21 protein-coding genes and 1 pseudogene are annotated in these 19,419 nt (G+C 64.7%); 14 read left to right on the forward strand and 8 right to left on the reverse strand.

Features of this window, described 5'->3' with window-relative positions; all coding sequences use genetic code 11:
- Positions 1 to 73 precede the first annotated feature (73 nt).
- On the forward strand, positions 74 to 1,159 hold the full coding sequence (locus tag EWM63_RS16445) for a TRAP transporter substrate-binding protein (RefSeq protein WP_130187503.1): 1,086 nt from the start codon (positions 74 to 76) through the stop codon (positions 1,157 to 1,159).
- A 14-nt stretch (positions 1,160 to 1,173) separates the two neighbouring features.
- Here EWM63_RS16445 and EWM63_RS16450 read toward each other — a convergent pair whose 3' ends face one another.
- Positions 1,174 to 2,193, reverse strand: coding sequence for a DUF1176 domain-containing protein (locus EWM63_RS16450; protein WP_130187504.1), 1,020 nt, complete (start codon positions 2,191 to 2,193; stop codon positions 1,174 to 1,176).
- A gap of 141 nt (positions 2,194 to 2,334) precedes the next feature.
- Between EWM63_RS16450 and EWM63_RS16455 the strand changes: the two genes are divergently transcribed.
- Complete coding sequence (locus tag EWM63_RS16455) at positions 2,335 to 3,318, forward strand: DUF1176 domain-containing protein (RefSeq protein WP_130187505.1); 984 nt, start codon at positions 2,335 to 2,337, stop codon at positions 3,316 to 3,318.
- A 42-nt stretch (positions 3,319 to 3,360) separates the two neighbouring features.
- Here EWM63_RS16455 and EWM63_RS16460 read toward each other — a convergent pair whose 3' ends face one another.
- The 5 genes and pseudogenes from EWM63_RS16460 to EWM63_RS16480 form a co-directional block, all read right to left on the reverse strand.
- Positions 3,361 to 4,653 (reverse strand): MFS transporter, encoded by a 1,293-nt coding sequence (locus tag EWM63_RS16460; protein ID WP_207221103.1) that lies wholly within the window; start codon positions 4,651 to 4,653, stop codon positions 3,361 to 3,363.
- Between the two features lie 43 nt (positions 4,654 to 4,696).
- A pseudogene (locus EWM63_RS16465) lies at positions 4,697 to 6,148 on the reverse strand (aldehyde dehydrogenase family protein).
- A 92-nt stretch (positions 6,149 to 6,240) separates the two neighbouring features.
- Positions 6,241 to 6,846: a TetR/AcrR family transcriptional regulator gene (locus EWM63_RS16470; RefSeq protein ID WP_130187506.1), complete on the reverse strand. Its 606-nt coding sequence runs from the start codon at positions 6,844 to 6,846 to the stop codon at positions 6,241 to 6,243.
- 61 nt (positions 6,847 to 6,907) lie between these two features.
- A complete protein-coding gene (locus EWM63_RS16475; protein ID WP_130187507.1) occupies positions 6,908 to 7,681 on the reverse strand; it encodes an alpha/beta fold hydrolase in 774 nt (257 codons plus the stop codon).
- 111 nt (positions 7,682 to 7,792) lie between these two features.
- Complete coding sequence (locus EWM63_RS16480) at positions 7,793 to 8,473, reverse strand: type 1 glutamine amidotransferase domain-containing protein (protein ID WP_130187508.1); 681 nt, start codon at positions 8,471 to 8,473, stop codon at positions 7,793 to 7,795.
- A gap of 350 nt (positions 8,474 to 8,823) precedes the next feature.
- Here EWM63_RS16480 and EWM63_RS16485 point away from each other — a divergent pair, with 350 nt between their 5' ends.
- The 4 genes from EWM63_RS16485 (at position 8,824) to EWM63_RS32400 (ending at position 11,700) form a co-directional block, all read left to right on the forward strand.
- Positions 8,824 to 10,422 carry an alkaline phosphatase D family protein gene (locus EWM63_RS16485; RefSeq protein ID WP_130187509.1) on the forward strand — a complete coding sequence of 533 codons (1,599 nt, stop codon included), beginning with the start codon at positions 8,824 to 8,826 and terminating at the stop codon, positions 10,420 to 10,422.
- Between the two features lie 117 nt (positions 10,423 to 10,539).
- Complete coding sequence (locus tag EWM63_RS16490) at positions 10,540 to 11,211, forward strand: aquaporin (RefSeq protein WP_130187510.1); 672 nt, start codon at positions 10,540 to 10,542, stop codon at positions 11,209 to 11,211.
- A gap of 130 nt (positions 11,212 to 11,341) precedes the next feature.
- Positions 11,342 to 11,494, forward strand: coding sequence for a nuclear transport factor 2 family protein (locus EWM63_RS32395; RefSeq protein WP_229487321.1), 153 nt, complete (start codon positions 11,342 to 11,344; stop codon positions 11,492 to 11,494).
- Complete coding sequence (locus EWM63_RS32400; RefSeq protein WP_371861246.1) at positions 11,464 to 11,700, forward strand: nuclear transport factor 2 family protein; 237 nt, start codon at positions 11,464 to 11,466, stop codon at positions 11,698 to 11,700. Before EWM63_RS32395 ends, EWM63_RS32400 begins: the two co-directional genes overlap by 31 nt.
- 141 nt (positions 11,701 to 11,841) lie before the next feature.
- Here the strand turns inward: EWM63_RS32400 and EWM63_RS16500 are convergent, their stop codons facing one another.
- The gene (locus tag EWM63_RS16500; protein WP_130187511.1) at positions 11,842 to 12,096 is read right to left on the reverse strand and encodes a hypothetical protein; all 255 of its coding nucleotides are present in this window, start codon (positions 12,094 to 12,096) and stop codon (positions 11,842 to 11,844) included.
- Between the two features lie 151 nt (positions 12,097 to 12,247).
- Here EWM63_RS16500 and EWM63_RS16505 point away from each other — a divergent pair, with 151 nt between their 5' ends.
- The 3 genes from EWM63_RS16505 (at position 12,248) to EWM63_RS16515 (ending at position 14,424) form a co-directional block, all read left to right on the forward strand.
- Positions 12,248 to 13,648 carry an aminotransferase-like domain-containing protein gene (locus EWM63_RS16505; RefSeq protein ID WP_207221104.1) on the forward strand — a complete coding sequence of 467 codons (1,401 nt, stop codon included), beginning with the start codon at positions 12,248 to 12,250 and terminating at the stop codon, positions 13,646 to 13,648.
- Positions 13,649 to 13,830: 182 nt separating this feature from the next.
- Positions 13,831 to 14,082, forward strand: coding sequence for a hypothetical protein (locus tag EWM63_RS16510; RefSeq protein ID WP_130187512.1), 252 nt, complete (start codon positions 13,831 to 13,833; stop codon positions 14,080 to 14,082).
- Between the two features lie 9 nt (positions 14,083 to 14,091).
- A complete protein-coding gene (locus tag EWM63_RS16515) occupies positions 14,092 to 14,424 on the forward strand; it encodes a low molecular weight protein tyrosine phosphatase family protein (RefSeq protein WP_130187513.1) in 333 nt (110 codons plus the stop codon).
- A 53-nt stretch (positions 14,425 to 14,477) separates the two neighbouring features.
- On the opposite strand, the gene paaX is transcribed toward EWM63_RS16515, so the two are convergent.
- Positions 14,478 to 15,407 (reverse strand): phenylacetic acid degradation operon negative regulatory protein PaaX, encoded by a 930-nt coding sequence (gene paaX / locus EWM63_RS16520; protein WP_130187514.1) that lies wholly within the window; start codon positions 15,405 to 15,407, stop codon positions 14,478 to 14,480.
- 120 nt (positions 15,408 to 15,527) lie between these two features.
- On the opposite strand from paaX, the gene paaA reads away from it, so the two are divergent.
- The 5 genes from paaA to paaE all read left to right on the forward strand — a co-directional run bounded on the left by paaA (position 15,528) and on the right by paaE (position 19,273).
- Complete coding sequence (paaA, locus tag EWM63_RS16525) at positions 15,528 to 16,520, forward strand: 1,2-phenylacetyl-CoA epoxidase subunit PaaA (protein ID WP_130187515.1); 993 nt, start codon at positions 15,528 to 15,530, stop codon at positions 16,518 to 16,520.
- Positions 16,521 to 16,530: 10 nt separating this feature from the next.
- On the forward strand, positions 16,531 to 16,815 hold the full coding sequence (gene paaB / locus EWM63_RS16530) for a 1,2-phenylacetyl-CoA epoxidase subunit PaaB (RefSeq protein WP_130187516.1): 285 nt from the start codon (positions 16,531 to 16,533) through the stop codon (positions 16,813 to 16,815).
- A 9-nt stretch (positions 16,816 to 16,824) separates the two neighbouring features.
- Positions 16,825 to 17,577, forward strand: coding sequence for a 1,2-phenylacetyl-CoA epoxidase subunit PaaC (paaC, locus tag EWM63_RS16535; RefSeq protein WP_130187517.1), 753 nt, complete (start codon positions 16,825 to 16,827; stop codon positions 17,575 to 17,577).
- Between the two features lie 5 nt (positions 17,578 to 17,582).
- Positions 17,583 to 18,125, forward strand: a complete 543-nt coding sequence (gene paaD / locus EWM63_RS16540) for a 1,2-phenylacetyl-CoA epoxidase subunit PaaD (RefSeq protein WP_130187518.1) — start codon at positions 17,583 to 17,585, stop codon at positions 18,123 to 18,125.
- A gap of 65 nt (positions 18,126 to 18,190) precedes the next feature.
- Positions 18,191 to 19,273, forward strand: a complete 1,083-nt coding sequence (gene paaE / locus EWM63_RS16545) for a 1,2-phenylacetyl-CoA epoxidase subunit PaaE (RefSeq protein WP_130187519.1) — start codon at positions 18,191 to 18,193, stop codon at positions 19,271 to 19,273.
- Positions 19,274 to 19,419: the final 146 nt, after the last annotated feature.

A 19,419-nucleotide genomic window follows, 5' to 3' on the forward strand; every position in this document is an offset into this window, starting at 1 on the left:
CCATGATAACGGCTTTGCCCGGGGCTCGTCACCGAACGGCTACAATGCCTCATCCATTCCTAGGAGACCGACGATGCAGCGCCGTTCCTTCCTCACCCGCTCCGCCGCCGCGGCGGGCACCGCCACCGTGGCCGCGCCGGCCTTCGCGCAGGCCCAGCCAGCCGTCAGCTGGCGGCTGGCCTCGAGTTTTCCCAAGACGCTCGACACGATCTACGGCTCGGCCGACGGTTTCGTGAAACGGGTGGCCCAGCTCACCAACGACAAGTTCCAGATCCGCCAGTTCGCCGCCGGCGAAATCGTGCCCGGCCTGCAGGTGATGGACGCCGTGCAGGCCGGCACCGTGGAGATCGGCCACACGCCGGCCTACTACTATTTCGGCAAGGACCCCACGTTCGCCTTCGACTGCGCGGTGCCGTTCGGCCTCACGTCGCGCCAGCAGACAGCCTGGTTCGACCAGGGCGGCGGCCGCGAACTGCTGCGCGAGTTCTACCGCGGCTATGGCATCGTCAACTTCATGGGCGGGAATACCGGCGTGCAGATGGGCGGCTGGTACCGCAAGGAGATCCGCTCGGTGGCCGACCTGAAGGGCCTCAAGATGCGCGTGGCCGGCTTCGCGGGCCGCGTGATGGAGCGCATGGGCGTGGTGCCGCAGCAGATCCCCGCCGGCGACGTGTATGCCGCGCTGGAAAAGGGCACGATCGACGCGGCCGAATGGGTGGGGCCCTACGACGATGAAAAGCTGGGCCTCGTGCGCGTGGCGCCCCATTACTATTCGCCGGGCTGGTGGGAAACGGGCCCGCAGCTGTCGTTTTACGTGAACAGCAAGCACTGGGACAAGCTGCCGAAGCAGTACCAGGCCGCGCTCGAGGCGGCAACGTACGAATGCCACGTGCGCATGCAGGCCGACTACGATGCGAAGAACCCCGGCGCGCTGGCCCGGCTGCTGAAGAACGGCGCCAAGCTGCACAATTTCAGCAAGGACGTGATGGATGCCGCCTACAGGCAATCCACGGCCGTGATGGAAGAGGAAGCGGCGAAGAACGCGAAGTTCAGGAAGATCTACGAGCCCTGGAAGCGGTTCCGGCATGACCAGAACCAGTGGGCTTCGGTGGCCGAGGCGGCCATGCAGAATTACCTGATCGCGGCAGGGCGGCGCTGAGCGGTGCTTGGTGATCAGCGCGGGCGGCGCATCACCTTCGCGACATGGGTCGGCAGGTCCCATGTGCCGTCGAGTCCCACCGGCTGGCATATGCCCGTGTCGGAGACGAGCGTCGGCACGAAACGGTTGCCATCCCACACCCACTCCCTGGTTTCCCGGCAACTGCCCATGCCGTGGCCGGCGGAGATCTTGCCGGCTTCATGATCGCTGCCGTCGGTCGTCACCAGCACCGGCTTGAACGGCGCAGTGTTATTGGCGACCCAGTAGGCAGTGCCTGTGCCTGCGGCGCCGGCCCAGCATTGGCCGTAGACCAGCAGCCTGGCGGTCGTGAGCCGCCGTATCGACAGGTCGTCCGGCACCAGGGCTTCGCAGTCGCCTTCGCCAAGCGTGCCGCGCAGCTCGCGCAACAGCGCGGCTCGGGCAGCCGGCGGCAGGTTCACCTCGGCATTCCCGGCCGGTGCCGCCAGTACCTCGGGCATCGGCGGTGCTGCCGGCACGCTGTTCTCGGCCCGGGCGCCCTTGCGCAGCAACGCGCCCGGGGTGCCGAGGCGGCCCTGGAATTCATCCATCTTCAGCAGCACGGCGGCCGCACCGGCGCCGGACAGCGCCCATGCACGCGCGCCATCACGCCATTGCACGGCCCCGGTGCCGGCAACCGTCGCCACCAGGGCCTGTATCTGCGCGGGGGAGAGCTCGCCTGTCAGGTATTCGCTGCCGATCGCTACGTGGCCCAGCGCGCGGCCGTCGACATGCATCGTCACGCCCGTTTTCGGCACCCATTCCTTTTCATCGCGGATGCCGAGCCTCAGCGTTGCCTTCACGGGCTGGCCCGGCCCGGCCGCGCGTTCCAGCACCACGGAAACCTCCGGCGTATCGTCATCCTCGCCACGATGATGGTAGCCGGCGGCGCGGCAGGTGCGCGTGTTGTCGCAGGCAATTTCCCAATCGTGATGGGCGAAATGGAAGCCGGCCGGCGCACCGGCAAAGGCGGCGAGGGCGCAGGCGCCGAGCAGCGCGGTGACAAGGATCTTCATGCCGTGACGATAACAAAATCCTGCGCTCGCCGCAGCGCAAGAAGTGGCTTCAAGCATGCCGAGCCGGCGGCTGCGCTATAGTGCGAGCCACATCGAATTACCAATCAACTGTCACCGATCAACCGTGAACCAAGTGACCCGATGACGATGCCTGCCCTGCTTCGATATGCCTCCCTCGCCGCAGCCCTGTCGGCACCACTCCTCTGCGCCGCGCAGGAATACGAAGACTGGACCGTGCAGTGCGATAACGTCAACCACTGCGAGGCGGTCGGTTACGGACCGGATCGCGAGACCGCGCGATGGCTTGCCGTGCAACTGGTGCGCGATGCGGGGCCGGGGACAGCGGTGCGGGCCAGGATCGTCCTCGCCGAAGACGGGCCTGCAAAGCCCGTCGACCTCACCCTGACGTTGGACAGGCACCCGCCAGCCACGTTTCGCGCAAACCAGCCGCTGCCGCGGGCAGCGGCACAGGTGCTGCTGGACAGGATGATCGACGGCAGGGAAGGACAGGCCAGCGACGGCCAGCAGCAATGGCCCCTGCCGCTCGCGGGTATGAAGGCGGCGCTGTTGCGGATGGATGTCCTGCAAGGGCGGATCGGCACTCCCGGCGCACTGGTACGGCGCGGCAGCCGTGCGGAATCTTCCGTTCCGCCAGCGCCGGCCATGCCGGTGCTGCGCGCGGTGCAGCCCGCGAAGCGGATCAACGATCGCGTCATCGAGGCGGCATTGCTCGCGGAGATCGGCCCGCCGCAGGAAGAATGGATCGACCGCCATGACCTGTATCGCCTCTCGAATGGCCGGCTGCTGTTCCTGTTCGAATCGAGCCGCGGCCCGACGGCGAGTTTCTACGAAGCCTGGCTCGCCAACGGGCGGCCTCCGTACCGGCCGCGCCGGCTCGAACTTCCCACCAACGGCTTGCCGGCCGATGTCCTCGTCAACGCCGATTTCGATGGCCAGGTGCTGGCTTCCTACAGCGGGCGCACCCTGGCCGATTGCGGCCATGCCACCAGGTGGCTGTGGACGGGTGAGAAATTCGAGTTGCTGGCGATGAGCCATGCCGATCACTGCCGCGGCATGCTGGACCTGATCGACCACCGCAAGTGGGTGGGGCGCAAGGTTCCCTAGCTCCGGCGGAGCCAGGCTGACACAGGCGCCAGCGCACGGATTTCATGCCACCGCCGCGACGCCGCGCTTGCGGTGATGCGGTTGCAGGAACGGGGTCGTTGCCACCATGATGCCGATGACGGCCACGAGCAGCCACAGCGAGGAAGCGAAGTCGCCGCTGGCATCGCGCAACTGGCCCATCGCCAGCGGACCGGTGGCAGCGACCGTGTAGCTGACCAGCATCACGAACGCATTCCAGGCGCCCGCTTCCTCCGGCCCCCGCGTATTGTCGAGGGGGAGCGTCATCGACAAGGTGAACGAGCCCCCGGTGCCGAATGCGAGAACCGCCACCGCCACGAAGGGCGACACCGTCGGTGCGAGCGCGATCGCCAGCATGCCCGCCAGGGCGGTAGCGGCGCCGAGCGCGAGGGGCAGGCGACGGTCTTCGTCGCGGCTCAGGAAGCCGAACACCGGATTGGCCACCATGAATGCCAGGGTGAACGTCGCCAGCAGCAGCCCGGCATGCGCGGGTGTCCAGCCGGCTTCCACGTACATCGGCGCCAGCCAGGAGATGCAGGAATAGAACAGGAAGTTATTGCAGGCGAAGAACAGGGCGATCAGCCATGCCGTCCGGTTGCGAAGGGGCATGCCATGGCGTTGCGTGGCCGCGCCGGCACCGGCAGGCGCCGGACTGCGTTTCGCGACGAACAGCCAGGCCAGCAGGGCGAACACGCCAGGCAAGGCCCACACGCCCGAGGCCCAGCGCCACCCGCCGGTGTATGCGGCAATCGTTCCCGTGGCGGCGGCAGACAGCGTGCTGCCCAGGGCCAGTGCGGTGGCATACACGCTCATGAAGATCGCTACCTGCCGTGGAAAGCCCGCCTTCACGAAGCCCGCGATCAGGACTCCTGCGATGGCGATGCCGGCACCGATGCCGACGGTGGTGGCGAACAGCATCGCCACTGAGCCGGCAAGCGCGCGTACCAGGCTCGACACGGTGAGCAGCGCCAGGGCCGCGAACATGACACGGTCGCGGCCATAACGCCGCGTCAGCCAGGGCACCGGCGCTGCGAGCAGCCCCATCAGCAATGTCGGAATCGCCGTCAGCAATGCCGCCTGCGTGTGGGACAGGCCGAATTCCCGGATGATCGATGGCAGCAGGGGGCCCGTGGACACGATGGCAGGCCGCAGCTCCATTGCCACGAGCACGAGGCAGACGATCGCGGCCACCATCGACAGGGAACCGCCGGCGGGCGCCGCGGCGGGTTGGTGCGGCATGCCGGCGGTCGAAGCCGTGCCAGCGGCACCGGCCATCGGCAGGGGCGCATGGACGGGGGGAGGCGTTGGGCAAGACATGGGGACGTTCTCCTTGCTGGCCCGGGCGGTGCCCGGGCATGTTTTATTTATGGATGAGGATGGTCTTCGGATTGGTGAAGAGCTGCCGGCCTTCGTTGCCGTGCTCGGTACCAAGGCCCGACTGCTTGTGGCCGCCGAACGGGATGTCGACGCCCTGGGTGTGGATCTCGTTGACCCAGACCATGCCGGTTTCCAGCCGGTTCGCGATGGCGACGGCGGCTTTCGTGTCGCGGCCCCAGACCGAGCCGCCGAGGCCGAACGGGCTGTCGTTGGCGCGCTCGACCACGTCGTCGACATCATCATAGGCGATGATCGGCACGATCGGCGCGAACTATTCTTCCCGCACGATCAGCGAGTCTTCCGGCGGGTTGTCGACCACGGTCACGGGAATGAAGTAGCCGGGGCGGTCGATGTCGACTTCACCGCCCAGCACGACCTTGTAGCCCCTGGCCCTGATATCGTCGAGGATGGCCTTGACCTTCTCGAACTGCATGCGGTTCTGCACCGGTCCCACCGTCACGTCCGGGTCCAGTCCGTTGCCGAGCTTCTGCCGGCGCGCATAGGCAACGAAGGCGTCGACGAATCGCGCATGGAAGGAACGGTGCACGTAAAGCCGTTTGATGCCCACGCACCACTGCCCCGAGTTGCCGACCGCACCCCAGAACAGCTGGGGAACGATCGCTTCCCAATCTGCATCCGGCATCACGATGGCGGCATCGTTGCCGCCCAGCTCCAGCGTCACGCGCTTCATCGTGCCGGCCGCCGAACGGATCACATGCTTGCCGGTCGCCGTCGACCCGGTAAAGCTGATCTTGGCGATGTCCGGATGCGCCGTCATGTGCGGCCCCAGTTCGTCATTGCCCGAGACGACCGACAGCACTCCCGGCGGCAGCACCGACTGCGCGATCTCGCCGAATCGCAGCGACGTCAACGGGGTGAAAGGGGAAGGCTTGATGACCATGGTGTTGCCGGTGATGAGCGCTGGAGCGACCTTCCACAAGGCGAGCAACACGGGGAAGTTCCACGGCGTGATCGCGCCGATGACACCCAGCGGCGTATGGTGCAGTTCGACGACATGGTGGTCCGTCTCCTCGACGATCTCCACCGGAATGCGACGCGCGGCGATCTGGCGGATCCAGGCAATCGCCTGGTCGACTTCCGGCTCGGCCATCGACTTGAGCGGCTTGCCCTGTTCCAGCACGAGCAGGCGCGCCAGTTCGTCGCGGTGCATGGCGAGAGCGTCGGCATAGGCGTCGAGATAGCGCTGGCGTTCGTCATGACCGAGCGCGGACCAGGACTTGAACGCGGTCCGGGCGGCGGCGATCGCGTCGTCGAGCTGGCCGATGCTCGCGGCAGGTGCGCGGGCCACCGGCGCGCCCGTGGCTGGATTGATGACGTCGAATGTGTTTTCCGATGACACCAGCTTGCCGCCGATGCTCAAGTGGTAGGCGCCGTCGAACGGCGTGCGTGGTTGCGTGGCGATTGCGTTGGACATGATATTCCTTGATGGATGACTATGAAATAGACCGGTCGTCTACTTATCGATCGAAAAAAAAACACTTCAGTAAAAGTGTTCGCACTGCCCGGTCAGTGAGGCAGATGCAGCATCTGGCGCGTAACGGCCATCGCCGAGTCGAATGGCGCGGTGCCGCGCACGATCTTGACCATGACGCTGGCGCCCAGCCACAGCTGGTACAGGCTTTCGGCCACCTGCCGGGGGCTGTCGCCGATCGTCAGCGAACCCTCGTCGACGCCTTGCTCGAGCGCCGTGGCCAGCCTGGCGATGATCGCCGAGGTGCCCTGGTTCAGCACCGCGCGCATCGCTTCGGACAGGTCGGCCACTTCCGCGGCAAGCTTGACGGCCAGGCATTTGCCCTGGCAATCCAGGAACGACTGGTTGGCGCGCCACATGTCGAAGTATTGCAGCAGCCGCTGCGCCATCGTCAGTCCCGGCTGGGCCATCACGGCATCGATCTCCGCCAGGTAGTCGTCGAAGTAGCTCGACAGCAGAGCCTCGCCGAACGCATCCTTCGATGCGAAGTAGTGATAGAAGGAGCCTTTCGGCACCTTGGCTTCCGTCAGTATTTCATTCAGTCCGACAGCCGAAAAGCCCTTGCCGGACATGATGCGCTGTCCCACCGCAAGGATATTGTCGCGGACGTCGGAGGAATCGTTGGTGTGTGCTTTGGCCATGGCTGCACTATACGTCTCATTAGACCAGTCGTCTAGATTCGGGGCGAAATTTTCCCGCACTTCACCGTGCTCCCGCTGCGACGGCAGCCTCTTCGATCACCTTCGCCACCCGGGCGGGATGCGCAATGAACGCGGCATGGCTGCCATCGATCTCGATCGCCGTACTGCCGGCGCGTTTCGCCATGAAGCGCTGCAGGTCGGGATGGACAGTGCGGTCGGCCGTCGAGACGATCGCCCAGCTTGGCTTGCTCTTCCACGCCGCCTGCGACACGGCCGCCGTTGCCGCCTGCACGGCGGGCATCACCTGGGACAGCGCCATGAAGCGGGCATCCGCCGCCGGCAGGTCCGCCGCGAAATCGGCGTGGAACAGCGCCGGGTCGAAATACAGGTGGCCATCGGCCGTGGCCTTGATGCCTTTCGTGGCCGGCGCCATGCTGTCGGCGAGATCCTTCAGGCTTTCACCGGCGTCGGGCTGGAATGCCGCGACATACACGAGGCCAGCCACCTTGCGATCGTTGCCGGCCTGGGTGATCACCATGCCGCCATAGCTGTGACCGACCAGGATGCTGCGTCCTTCCTGGGCGTTCACCGCCCGGGTGGTCGCCTTCACATCGTCGTCGAGCGAGGTTTCCGGCTGCTGCACGACGGTGACGTTGAAGCCGTCGCGGGCCAGGATGTCCGCCACGCCCCGCCAGCCGGAACCGTCGGCGAAGAAGCCGTGGACGAGGACGACGTTCTTGACGGGGGCCTGGGTGGCGACCGGGATGGCGGCCTGGGCGGCCATGGCGGCGAAAGACAAGGCGAGGGCCGAGACGATGCGGTTCAGTTTTCTCATGATGCGCTCCTGTAGGGGATATGGGTTTGCTTCAAGACGCTTGCGTGGCCGGCGGCTGCGCGAGGAATGGCGACGCCCGCCGGCCAGGCTGCCGGGCGCCGCATCGGTGCGTCACGCCAGTTGCTGGAGCAGCAGTGTGGCGGCTTCGGCCGACGAGGCCGGATTCTGGCCGGTGATCAGCAGGCCATCGCGCACCACGTAAGAACCCCAGTCCGGGCCGCTGGAGTACACGCCACCCTTGGCCTTGAGCTCATCCTCGACGAGGAAGGGCACCACCTCGGTCAGGCCGACGCCTTCTTCCTCGGTGTTGGTGAATCCGGTAACGTTCCTGCCCTCGACCAGTGGCCGGCCGGCCGGCGTCTTCACGTGGCGCAGCACGCCCGGCGCGTGGCAGACGAGCGCCACCGGCTTGTTCGCCGCCAGGAACGATTCGATCAGCGCGATCGAATGCCTGTCTTCGGCCAGGTCCCACAGCGGACCATGGCCGCCCGGGTAGAACACGGTATCGAAGCCGGCCTGGTCGATACTGTCCAGGCGCAGGGTCGTGGCCAGCTGCGCATTGGCGGCGGCATCGGCTTCGAAGCGGCGCGTCAGGTCGGTCTGGAACGACGGCTCATTGCTTTTCGGATCCAGCGGCGGTTGGCCGCCCAGGGGCGAGGCGAGCACGACTTCGGCGCCGGCATCCTTGAAAGCGTAGTAGGGCGCCGCCAGCTCTTCGAGCCAGAAGCCGGTCTTGCGGCCGGTGTTGCCGAGTTGGTCGTGCGAGGTCAGAACCATCAATACTTTTTTCATGCTGTTTCTCCAATAAGTAAGTAGTCAATTAGACCGGTCGTCTTGAGATCTGGCGTATGCGACTGGCTTCTCGGTACAGTGGGTAGTGGCTTCTGCATCGATGGAGTTCAAGATAACATCAAGTAGACCAGTCGTCTACAAGTTTTTTTATTCATTTAGAAATTGGATCTTGGGAATATTGCCCGGAAAATGGGGTACGTCCCCATTTTTGAAGCAACTTTTGCTTCCTCGACAGCGCTGGCCAGGGAGGCGTCTGCTATGGCAATGGCTTGCTTGCCGCCTGCTATCGTTTCATCGCCATGTCATATCGGCAACCTACACTTGCCTGCTTTCAGATCACCGGAGCAAGCATGACATCATCCATTTCGCGCCGCCGTTTCCTTTCCCAAAGCGGCGTCCTGGCGGGCAGTTCGGCACTGGGCGGTTCCCTGCTGCTGCAAGGTTGCGGGGGCAGCAGCACGTCTGTGGGCGTCAGCGAAAACGAGCGGCCGAAAATGCCGTCGGGCATACAGTTCGGCGACATCACGGACAACAAGGCGATCATCTGGGGCCGCAGCGACCGCAATGCGCAAATGATCGTCGAATACGATACGAGCGAGCGCTTTGCCAATGCCAGCCGCATCGTCGGCCCGTATGCCAGCGCGGCCACCGATTTCACCACCCGTGTCGACCTGAGCGGCTTGCCGGCCGGGCAAACGGTGTTCGTGCGCGTGCGCTACGTGGATCCCGACAATGCAAGGATCGAAAGCGAAACCCTGTCGGGGCAATTCAGGACCACGCCCGCCGATGGCAGCAGGGCCGTGCGCTTCCACTGGAGCGGCGACCAGTGCGGCCAGGGCTGGGGCATCAACACCGCTTTCGGCGGCATGAAGATCTACGAGGCGATGCGCAAGCGCGACCCGGATTTCTTTGTCCACAACGGCGACACGGTCTATGCCGACGGCCCGATCCTGGCCGAAGTGAAGGCGGAAAACGGCCAGGTCTGGCGCAACGTCGTCACGGAAGAAGTCAGCAAGGTCGCGGAAACGCTGAAGGAATTCCGCGGCCGCCATGCGTACAACCTGATGGACGAAAACTACCGCAGGTTCGCCGCCCAGGTGCCGCAGGTATGGCAGTGGGACGATCACGAAGTGACGAACAACTACAGCGACGCCAAGAACCTGTCGGGCGACGCGCGCTACACGGAAAAAAGCATCGCCACGCTCACGGCCCGCGGCCGCCAGGCCTTCCTCGAATATGCGCCGATGCGCTACTACAAGCAAAGCGAGCCGCAGCGCATCTACCGCACCATCTCGCACGGCCCGCTACTCGACGTGTTCGTGGTGGACATGCGCAGCTACCGCGGCCCGAACAGCACCAACCTGCAAACCGCCGAAGACGCCAGCTCGTCCTTCCTGGGTCTCGAGCAGGTCGAATGGCTGATCGCCGGGCTGAAGGCTTCGACCGCGACCTGGAAAGTCATCTCCGCCGACATGCCCATCGGCCTGAACGTGGGCGACGGCAAGGATGGCCAGGGCAACGCACTGTGGGAAGCGGTTGCGAACGGCAACGACGGCGTGCCGCTCGGCCGTGAAATCGAAATGGCCCGCCTGCTCAGCAGTATCAAGGCCGTGCCCAATGTGGTCTGGATCACTACCGACGTGCACTACTGCGCCGCCCACTATTATGACCCCGCCAAGGCCCTGTTCACGAACTTCTCGCCGTTCTGGGAATTCGTTGCCGGCCCGATGAATGCCGGCAGCTTCGGCCCTGGGGTGCTCGACCGGACCTTCGGCCCGAGCGTGGTCTTCTCGAAGGCGCCGCCGATCCAGGCGTCGTCGCCGTTCGCCGGCTACCAGTTCTTCGGGGAAGTGAACATCGACCCGCGCACAAAAGCGATGACGGTCGAACTGTTCAACCTCGATGGCGTATCGCAGTTTGCGCAGACGCTCCCGGCGGTGGGCACCTGAATACCCTGGCCGTACACCATCGCGGCTACATACAGAATATAGGCTGGCGCCGATAGCCGCGCATCGCACGTTGCCCTAGAGTACGCATTTTCAACGTGTATTCCGGGAAGATGTGCGATGGCGATTGCAAAACGTCTGGCGGCTGAATTCATCGGCACGGCCCTGCTGCTGGCAATCGGCAGTGGCGCGGGCATTGCCGCGCAGCGCCTTGCCGGAGGCGATGCCGCGATGGCGCTGCTGGTCAGCGCGGCGGTCGGCGCGACCGGGCTGGCCGTGCTGATCCTCACGTTCGGCAATATCTCCGGCGGCCTGTTCAACCCGGTGCTCACGCTGTCCGAGGCATGGCGCGGCAACCTGCGTGCCGACTATGTGGCGCCGTATATCGCGGTGCAATCGCTGGGTGCCGTGGCCGGCGTCGCGGCCGTGCACGCCATGTATGGGCTGGACCTGATGATGGCCACGCCGCATGTCCGCACCGGCACCGGCCTGTGGCTGGGCGAGTTCGTTGCCACCTTCGGCATGCTGTGCGTGTTCATCGGCTGCGGCCGGGCCCGGCCCGTGGTGGCGCCGTTCGCCGTGTCGGCCTATGTGATGGTGGCCTGCTGGTTCAGTTCTTCCTCGGCGTTCATGAACCCGGCACTGACCCTGGCCAAGGCGATCGGCCAGGCCGGCGCGCTGCGCCTGGCCGATGCCCCGGCCTTCGTGCTGGCGCAACTGGCCGGCGCCGGCGCCGCGACGGCCCTCTTTATCTGGCTGCACGGCACGGCGCGCCGCGCGGTGCGCACCTGACCTTTCAATCCTGCGTAGTTGTGGGACATCCGGCCACGGCATGTGGCCGCTCCAGTTCGTGTTCCCCTGATATCCTTGGCCTCCATGCTGCATGCCCATGCCGGGCATGAGCTGCCACGAGGAGAATGCGATGTCCGATGCGAACAAGCGTGTCCTGCAACAGGCGAATGCGGCGGTGTCCGCCGGCGACAATGAAGGCTTCCTGTCGTTCTGCACGGACGATATCGTCTGGTCCACCGTGGGGGTGAAACCCTGCATGGTAAGGAGGCCGTGCGCGCCCTGATGGCGAAGGAATACGTGCAGCCACCCACGTTCACCATGCGCGAACTGGTGGCCGAAGGCGATTACGTGGTGGCGCTCGGCGACATCGAAAGCCGGGACGATGCGGGCAAGCCGGTGCGAAACGCCTACAGCGACGTGTGGCGCCTGCGCGATGGCAAGCTGGCCGAGCTCAGGGCGTTTGTCATCCCGGTCGGCGCGGCCAGCTGAACCTTGCTGATGGCGCTACACCCGGTTCACTGACGACACGGTGTCCCGGGCATTCAGGATGTCCGATTTCGGCCAGCGCCGCCCGATCGCCGCATCGGGGAAACACTGCCATCACGGCAGGGCAGCCCACGCTCTTTGCCATCACGGAAAGGCCAGGTCCAGGCCGATCCACTTCATCAGGAAGTGGGTTAGGAGCCCCAGAGCCAGCAGCGCCAGCATGAAGACCGCGGTCACCTTGGCGGCCGCGCGCAGCACCGCGCGCCTCTCCTTTTCCCAGTCCTGCCGATCGGCCTGCGCCTTCTTCCCCCGGTCGTAATGCCACTTGATCGCGAAGAACATGCCTGTGCCCAGCACGAGAACCTTGAAGGTAACGAAGACTATCGGGATCCAATCCATCTTTGCGCCTTTCCAGGCTATTACTTGACACTATCATCGTGCTGAGCAGGGCGTCCACACACTGCTTCAGCAGCTTCATTTCTTGTTCAACCATCGTTGAAATCGCTGTAAGGCATACTACTCGAAAGCATTTTCCATACATTGAGGCAAAATGTCGCAGTTGAGAACCATACAAGATGAGCATTTGCCAATCTGGCTACCGCGTTTGGCCATGCACGGCGGGCCACGGTTCCTGCAGATCGCGGATGCGTTGCAGGCGGCGGTGGCGGATGGATCGCTGAGCCCCGGTGATCGCCTGCCTCCGCAGCGCCACCTGGCAGCACAGCTGGGCGTCGACCTGACGACGATCACGCGCGCCTATGATGAAGCGAGACGGCGCAATTTGCTGGAAGGCCGCGGCGCCCGCGGCACTTATGTCGCGGCGCCGAAGGTCGAATTGACCGCGATCCTCGACCTGAGCATGAATACCCCGCCACCGCCGGATGGCGTGGACTTCGACGACATGCTGAAACAGGGTTTGTCCCAGGTACTGATGCGGGCAGACAATGGACCGCTGATGACTTACCACCTGGGCGGGGGAAGCGACGCCGATCGCAAGGCGGGTGCCAGATGGCTCGAACCGATGTTTGGCCAGTTCGATGCCGGGCAGCTCCTTGTCTGTCCGGGGGCGCAAGCGGCGATTGCCGCATTGATCCTGGCGCTGACGGAGCCGGGCGACGTTATCCTGGCCGAGCCAACGACGTATCCCGGCTTGCGTGCCGCGGCGACCCAGTTCGGCCGGCACATCGTGGCGGTGGAAGCGGACAAGCACGGAATGGTGCCCGGGATGCTCGAGCAGGCGTGCCACCAGCACAAGCCCGGGCTGGTCTACCTCAATCCGACATTACAGAATCCGACCGCCGCCACCATGCCGGAACGCCGGCGCAAGGAGCTCGCCGGCATCGCGAAGCGCTGCAATCTACGCATCGTCGAAGACGATCCCTACTGGCTCCTTGCCGATGCCCCGCCACCGCCCATCGCCACGTTTGCCCCGGAACAGGTGGTCTACATCTCGACCCTGTCGAAATGCCTGACGCCCGGCTTGCGTGTCGCCTTCGTCGTCATCCGCAACCCGCACGAACGGGAACGGTTCCTGGTTGCGCTCAGATCGTTCGCGCTGATGGCCGCGCCGCTGACGGCCGCATTGGCCACCCAGTGGATCGTCGACGGTTCGGCTGACCGATTGATGGAAGGCGTGCGCACCGAAGCGCGCCTGCGCCACCGGATGGCCCGGCATATCCTGGCGGGGCGGTACAGCGGCGTCGGAGACGGCCTGCACGCATGGCTCGAGTTGCCGGCTTACTGGAACACTTCACAGTTTGCCCGTGCTGCTGGCAGTGAGGGCATCGCGGTCACGCCGGCGGAGGCCTTTGCAACCGGCAGCACGACCGTGAATGCGGTGCGGATCTCCCTGGGCAGTATCCAGGACCGTGGACGCTTGCAGGCGGGTCTTCAACGGCTGTCGGATCTGCTTGCACGGCGGCCCGAGCCGTTCAGCGCTGCCGTGGTTTGACTGTCCGGGAAACACTGTGCTTCATGCGGGAGTTCTTGCAATGCGGCCGTACATTGGGCGGAAAGGCTGAGTGCAGCAGGAAGATTTCCCCGCCTGAAAGAATTCAACGAATCATCGGGGGCGAGGTGACTGGCGCCGGGTAAATGCAGAATGATGTCGCTAGCCGGCTCTCCGTAACTCCCATGAAAATTCCGTCGTGCGTGCCGGACAAAACGGCCCGGTTGAGCCATACTGGAGCGATGGAAAAACGTCGAGACATACTTACCGCGCGCTACATTGACGCCGTGCTCAATGGCCAGCCAGGCTTCGAGCCGTCCCGCTGTCTGCAAGCCCTTCTCGACGTCGGCATCTCGCGGATCACTGCTGAACGCTTGGTTGCGCAAGAGAAAGTAAGGCGCCGATCGCCGGCTGTGCCGCTGCCGTCGGTGGAATAACGACCAAGAATGAAAAACGCACTCTTCATCTGCAGCCAGAACCGGTTGCGAAGCCCTACCGCCGAGCAAGTGTTTGCAAGCTGGCCAGGTGTCGAAACGGATTCCGCAGGGCTGGGCGGAGACGCGACGGTACCGCTGTCGTCGGAACAGATTGCATGGGCCGACATCATCTTCGTGATGGAAAAAGCCCACCGGACCCGGCTCTCATCCCGATTCAAACGGTATCTGAATGGGAAACGTGTCATTTGCCTGGATATACCGGACGACTATGACTACATGCAGCCCGAACTTGTCGCGATCCTCGAGATCAAAGCCGGCAAGTTCTTGCGTGGATCCACTTGAGCTGACGTTCCCGGCCAGCGTCCATGCTGGATGCCGAAGCGGCCCCCCGGCGTCTACCGCAACCCGCCAAACCGTTCAAAGAATGCCGGTTCCGCATCGGGTACGTCCGCCTGCTCCCGCCGCAATGCCTCCAGCACATGCTCCTCGGCCGGCGCAAACGTGAGCAGATACAGCGCGCGCGCCAGCTCGTAGGCAGCGGCCCCGGGCCACGGCTCGGGCAGCAGCTCCACGGGCAACTGGGGATCGTGCAGCTGCACGCGCCGGTAGGCGTGGATCAGCAGCGTGCGCACGACAAAGGCCCGCTCTGGCGTCACGCCGTCGGCCAGCAGGGCGCGCAGCGGCGCGAACGTGCCGATGAAACGCTCGTAGCCGGCCGCCACTTCCCGCAAGTCCCATCCTTCGGCCACCAGGTCCGCCAGCGGCTTGCCCTGCACGCCTGGCAACTGCGCCGCCTGCACCACGTAGACCTTGCCGCGCATGCCCAGCCGGCCCAGTAAGTCGTCCAGCGCCTCGGCATCGCCGGCGGGGTGCCCGGCGATGCCCTGCGCCACCACGCTGTAGCCTTCCCACAGCAATTCCTTGCGCAGCGCCGCACGCTCGGCCGGTGTGATGCCGTTCGTGCCCAGCACGAATGTCCAGCTGCCTTGCCAGTGCACGTGAGGCGCCGCGTACACACGCCGGAACGCGCGGGCGAAGCGTTGCGCCGCCTCGGGCGTGATCGTGTAGTGGCTGCGCCGGCCATCGCGCTGCGATACGAGCCAGCCTTCCTGCGCCAGCCGGAACACGGACGTGCGCAGCAGCCGGTCGTTCACGCCGAACGGCGCCAGCAGGTCGATCAGGCTGCCCAGCCAGGCCAGGCCGCCGTGCGGCACGATCGCGTCGCCGAAGACCGTCATCACCAGCGATTTCGAGCGGGGCGGTTCGTCGGCCAGGAAACGGTCGATCCACTTGTTCAAGCTTGCATTGGTCAAATCATTGTTCATGCCGCCATTGTACTCAGCCGAACAAGATACGGAACTTGGATATGACACAGAAAAACAGCTTGCAAATAAAATTGTGTATCGTATTATGGCTGGAACGGGAGCAAACAGAGGAGACAGACCATGTATGCGCAGATGGTGGAGACGGGGCTGAAGAACGTGCAGACGGCCGAATCGATGAGCGAGCAGGAGCGCGCCTTCCAGGCGCGCATCGACGACGGCATCAGGATCGAGCCGAAGGACTGGATGCCGGAGGCGTATCGCAAGACGCTGATCCGCCAGATTTCCCAGCATGCCCACTCGGAAATCGTGGGGCAGCTGCCGGAGGGGAACTGGGTCACGCGCGCCCCCACGCTCAAGCGCAAGTCGATCCTGCTGGCAAAGATCCAGGATGAAGCGGGCCATGGCCTGTACCTGTACAGCGCGGCCGAAACGCTGGGCGTGTCGCGCGACGAGCTGCTGCAGGCCCTGCATTCCGGCAAGGCCAAGTATTCGAGCATCTTCAACTACCCCACGCTGTCGTGGGCTGACATGGGCGCCATCGGTTGGCTTGTCGACGGTTCCGCGATCATCAACCAGATCCCGCTGTGCCGCTGCTCGTATGGCCCGTATGCGCGGGCGATGATCCGCGTCTGCAAGGAAGAATCGTTCCACGCCCGGCAGGGCTACGACATCATGCTGGCCCTGTGCAACGGCACCCCGGAACAGAAGGCGATGGCGCAGGATGCGCTGAACCGCTGGTGGTGGCCGTCGCTGATGATGTTCGGCCCGTCGGACGCGCACTCCGTCAACAGCGCGCAATCGTCGCAATGGCGCATCAAGCTGTTTTCCAACGACGAGCTGCGCCAGCGCATGGTCGACCAGACCGTGCCGCAGGCCGAATTCCTGGGCCTGACGATTCCCGACCCCGACCTGAAGTGGAACGAGGAGCGCGGTCATTACGATTTCGGCGAGATCGACTGGCAGGAATTCCACGACGTTTTAAAGGGCAACGGCCCGTGCAACCGCGAGCGCCTGCGCACGCGCGTCAAGGCCTGGGACGATGGCGCGTGGTTCCGCGAAGCGCTGGTGGCGCATGCGGACAAAGCGGCAGCCAAAACACAAGAAGCAGCGTGAGGAGACAGCAATGAGCAAGGAATGGCCCCTGTGGGAAGTGTTCATCCGCAGCCAGCATGGCCTGGCCCACAAGCATGTGGGCAGCCTGCATGCGCCGGATGCGGAAATGGCGATCAATAACGCGCGCGACGTCTATACGCGGCGCAACGAGGGCGTGTCGATCTGGGTCGTGCGCGCGGCGGACATCGTCGCCAGCAGCCCGTTCGACAAGGGCGCGCTGTTCGAGCCCGCCAACAGCAAGGTGTACCGCCATCCCACCTTCTTCCCGATGCCGGAAGAAGTGAAAAACCTGTAAGGCCGGACAATGGACGCGAGAATCCCGTATCTGCTGCGCCTGGGCGACAACGCCCTCGTGCTGAGCCAGCGCCTGTCCGAATTGTGCGGCAAGGGCCCTGCGCTGGAAGAAGACATGGCGCTGACGAACGTCGCGCTCGACCTGCTGGGCCAGGCGCGCCTGTGGCTCACCTATGCCGGCGAGCTGGAAGGGCAGGGGCGCGACGAGGATGCGCTGGCCTACCGGCGCGACACGCAGGATTTCCACAACGTGCTGCTGGTCGAACAGCCGAACGGCAATTACGCGCACACGCTCGTTCGCCAGTTCTACTTCGATACGTGGCACTACTTCCTGATCGGCGCGCTGGTGAAATCGGCCGATCCGCGCATCGCGGAAATCGCCGAAAAGTCGCTGAAGGAAGTCACGTACCACCTGCGCCGCAGCGGCGACCTGGTCGTGCGCCTCGGCGACGGCACGGCGCTCAGCCACGACTACACGCAGACCGCCGCCGACGAGCTGTGGATGTACACGGGCGAGGTGTTCAACTACGACACGGTGGATGAAGCAATGGTCGCCGCCGGCATCGCGCCGCCGGCCGCCGAACTGCGCGCGCAATGGCTGGCCCACGTGGGCGACATCTTCGCCGAGGCCACGCTGGCGATGCCGTCGCCGGATGCGTGGATGCAGAAGGGCGGCAAGCAGGGCCGGCACAGCGAGCACCTGGGCTACCTGCTGGCGGAAATGCAGTTCCTGCAGCGCGCCTACCCGAACGCAAGCTGGTGACGGCCATGATGACCACCGCACTGGATGAAGCCATTGTGTGGACGTGGCTCGCGGACGTGGCCGACCCCGAGATTCCCGTGATCTCGGTCGTCGACCTCGGCATCGTACGCGCCGTCGATGTGGACGACGCCGCCGTCACCGTCACGCTCACGCCCACGTACTCCGGCTGCCCGGCCACGCACGTGATCGAAGCGGCCGTGCGCGAGGCATTGCAGGCGCATGGCGTGGAAGACGTGCGCATCGTCACGCAACTGTCGCCGGCGTGGACCACGGACTGGCTCAGCGCGGAAGGAAAACGCAAGCTGCAAGGCTACGGCATCGCCCCGCCCGCGCAGCAGGTGATCGATATCTCCGGCCTGCGCGGTGGGCTGGCTGCGGCGGTATCTCGTTCCAACCTGCGTCGAGCCAGCATCGCACCCGCGATCGCCTGCCCCCACTGCGGCTCCACGCACACGGAGCTCACGAGCCAGTTTGGTTCCACCCCGTGCAAGGCGCTGTACCGGTGCCGCGATTGCCGGGAACCGTTCGATTACTTCAAGTGCCACTGACCCGGTAAGGAAATGAGTAACGCAGATGAGCAAGTTCCATCCAGGGCAAGGAAAGAGTAACTGAGATGAGCAAATTCCATTCATTGACCGTCGCCCGCGTGCACAACGAAACGCGCGACTGCATCGCCGTCACGTTCGCCGTGCCGCCCGAGCTGCGCGACAGTTTTCAATACCAGCAGGGCCAGCACCTGACCCTGCGGGCGAAGATCGGCGACGAAGACGTGCGCCGCTCGTATTCCATCTGTTCCGCCGTGCAGGATGGCGCCCTGCGGGTGGCCATCAAGCGCACGCCGGGCGGCATGTTTTCGTGCTGGGCCAACGAATCGCTGAAGCAGGGCGCCGTCATCGACGTGATGCCGCCGATGGGCCACTTCAACGTGCCGCTGGCCGCGGACAATGAGCGGAACTACCTGGCCTTTGCGGCCGGCAGCGGCATCACGCCGATCCTGTCGATCGTGAAGACCACGCTGATGACGGAGCCGCGCAGCCGGTTCACGCTGGTCTACGGCAACCGCTCGTCGTCGTCGATGATGTTCCGCAACGAACTGATGGAACTGAAGGACCTGTACCTGGGGCGCCTCAACCTCGTCTACGTGATGAGCCGCGAACAGCAGGACATCGAACTCTTCAACGGCCGCATCACAAAGGAAAAGACCGCGGCCTTCCTGCAACAGTGGATCGACATCGCCGACTACGACACCGCCTTCATCTGCGGGCCCGAAGACATGATGCTCGGCGTTTCCGAAGCGCTGCAGGAGGCGGGCATGCCGAAAGCGGCCATCAAGGTCGAGCTGTTCGCCGCATCGATCCCGAAGCACCAGCACAAGCCGCGCGCGCAGTTCGACGCGCAGGCGGCGCAACACCTCACCGAAGTCACCGTGATCCAGGATGGCAACGCGGCCACGTTCACGATGGAAAAGGACAAGGAATCGATCCTCGATGCTGGCCTGCGCGCCGGCCTGGAAATGCGCTATTCGTGCAAGGGCGGCGTGTGCTCCACATGCCGCTGCAAGGTGGTCGACGGCAAGGTGGACATGGACGTCAACTATGCGCTGGAAGACTACGAGATCGCCCGCGGCTTCGTGCTGAGCTGCCAGAGTTTTCCCGCCACGGACCGGGTGATTATCGATTTTGATCAGGCGGAATAAAGAGCCTGCAACGCAATTACAACCCAAGACAAAGGCCGGGGTCAGACCCGGCGGGGCGTAGCCGGGGTTTCAAGGAGCATTGCTCCTTGCCGGCGAAGCGGTACTGGCCTGCAGGCCAGTACTCCTTGACCCTTTCGTACCCTGAA

It is taken from the genome of Pseudoduganella lutea (assembly GCF_004209755.1).
Taxonomy (GTDB): domain Bacteria; phylum Pseudomonadota; class Gammaproteobacteria; order Burkholderiales; family Burkholderiaceae_D; genus Rugamonas; species Rugamonas lutea.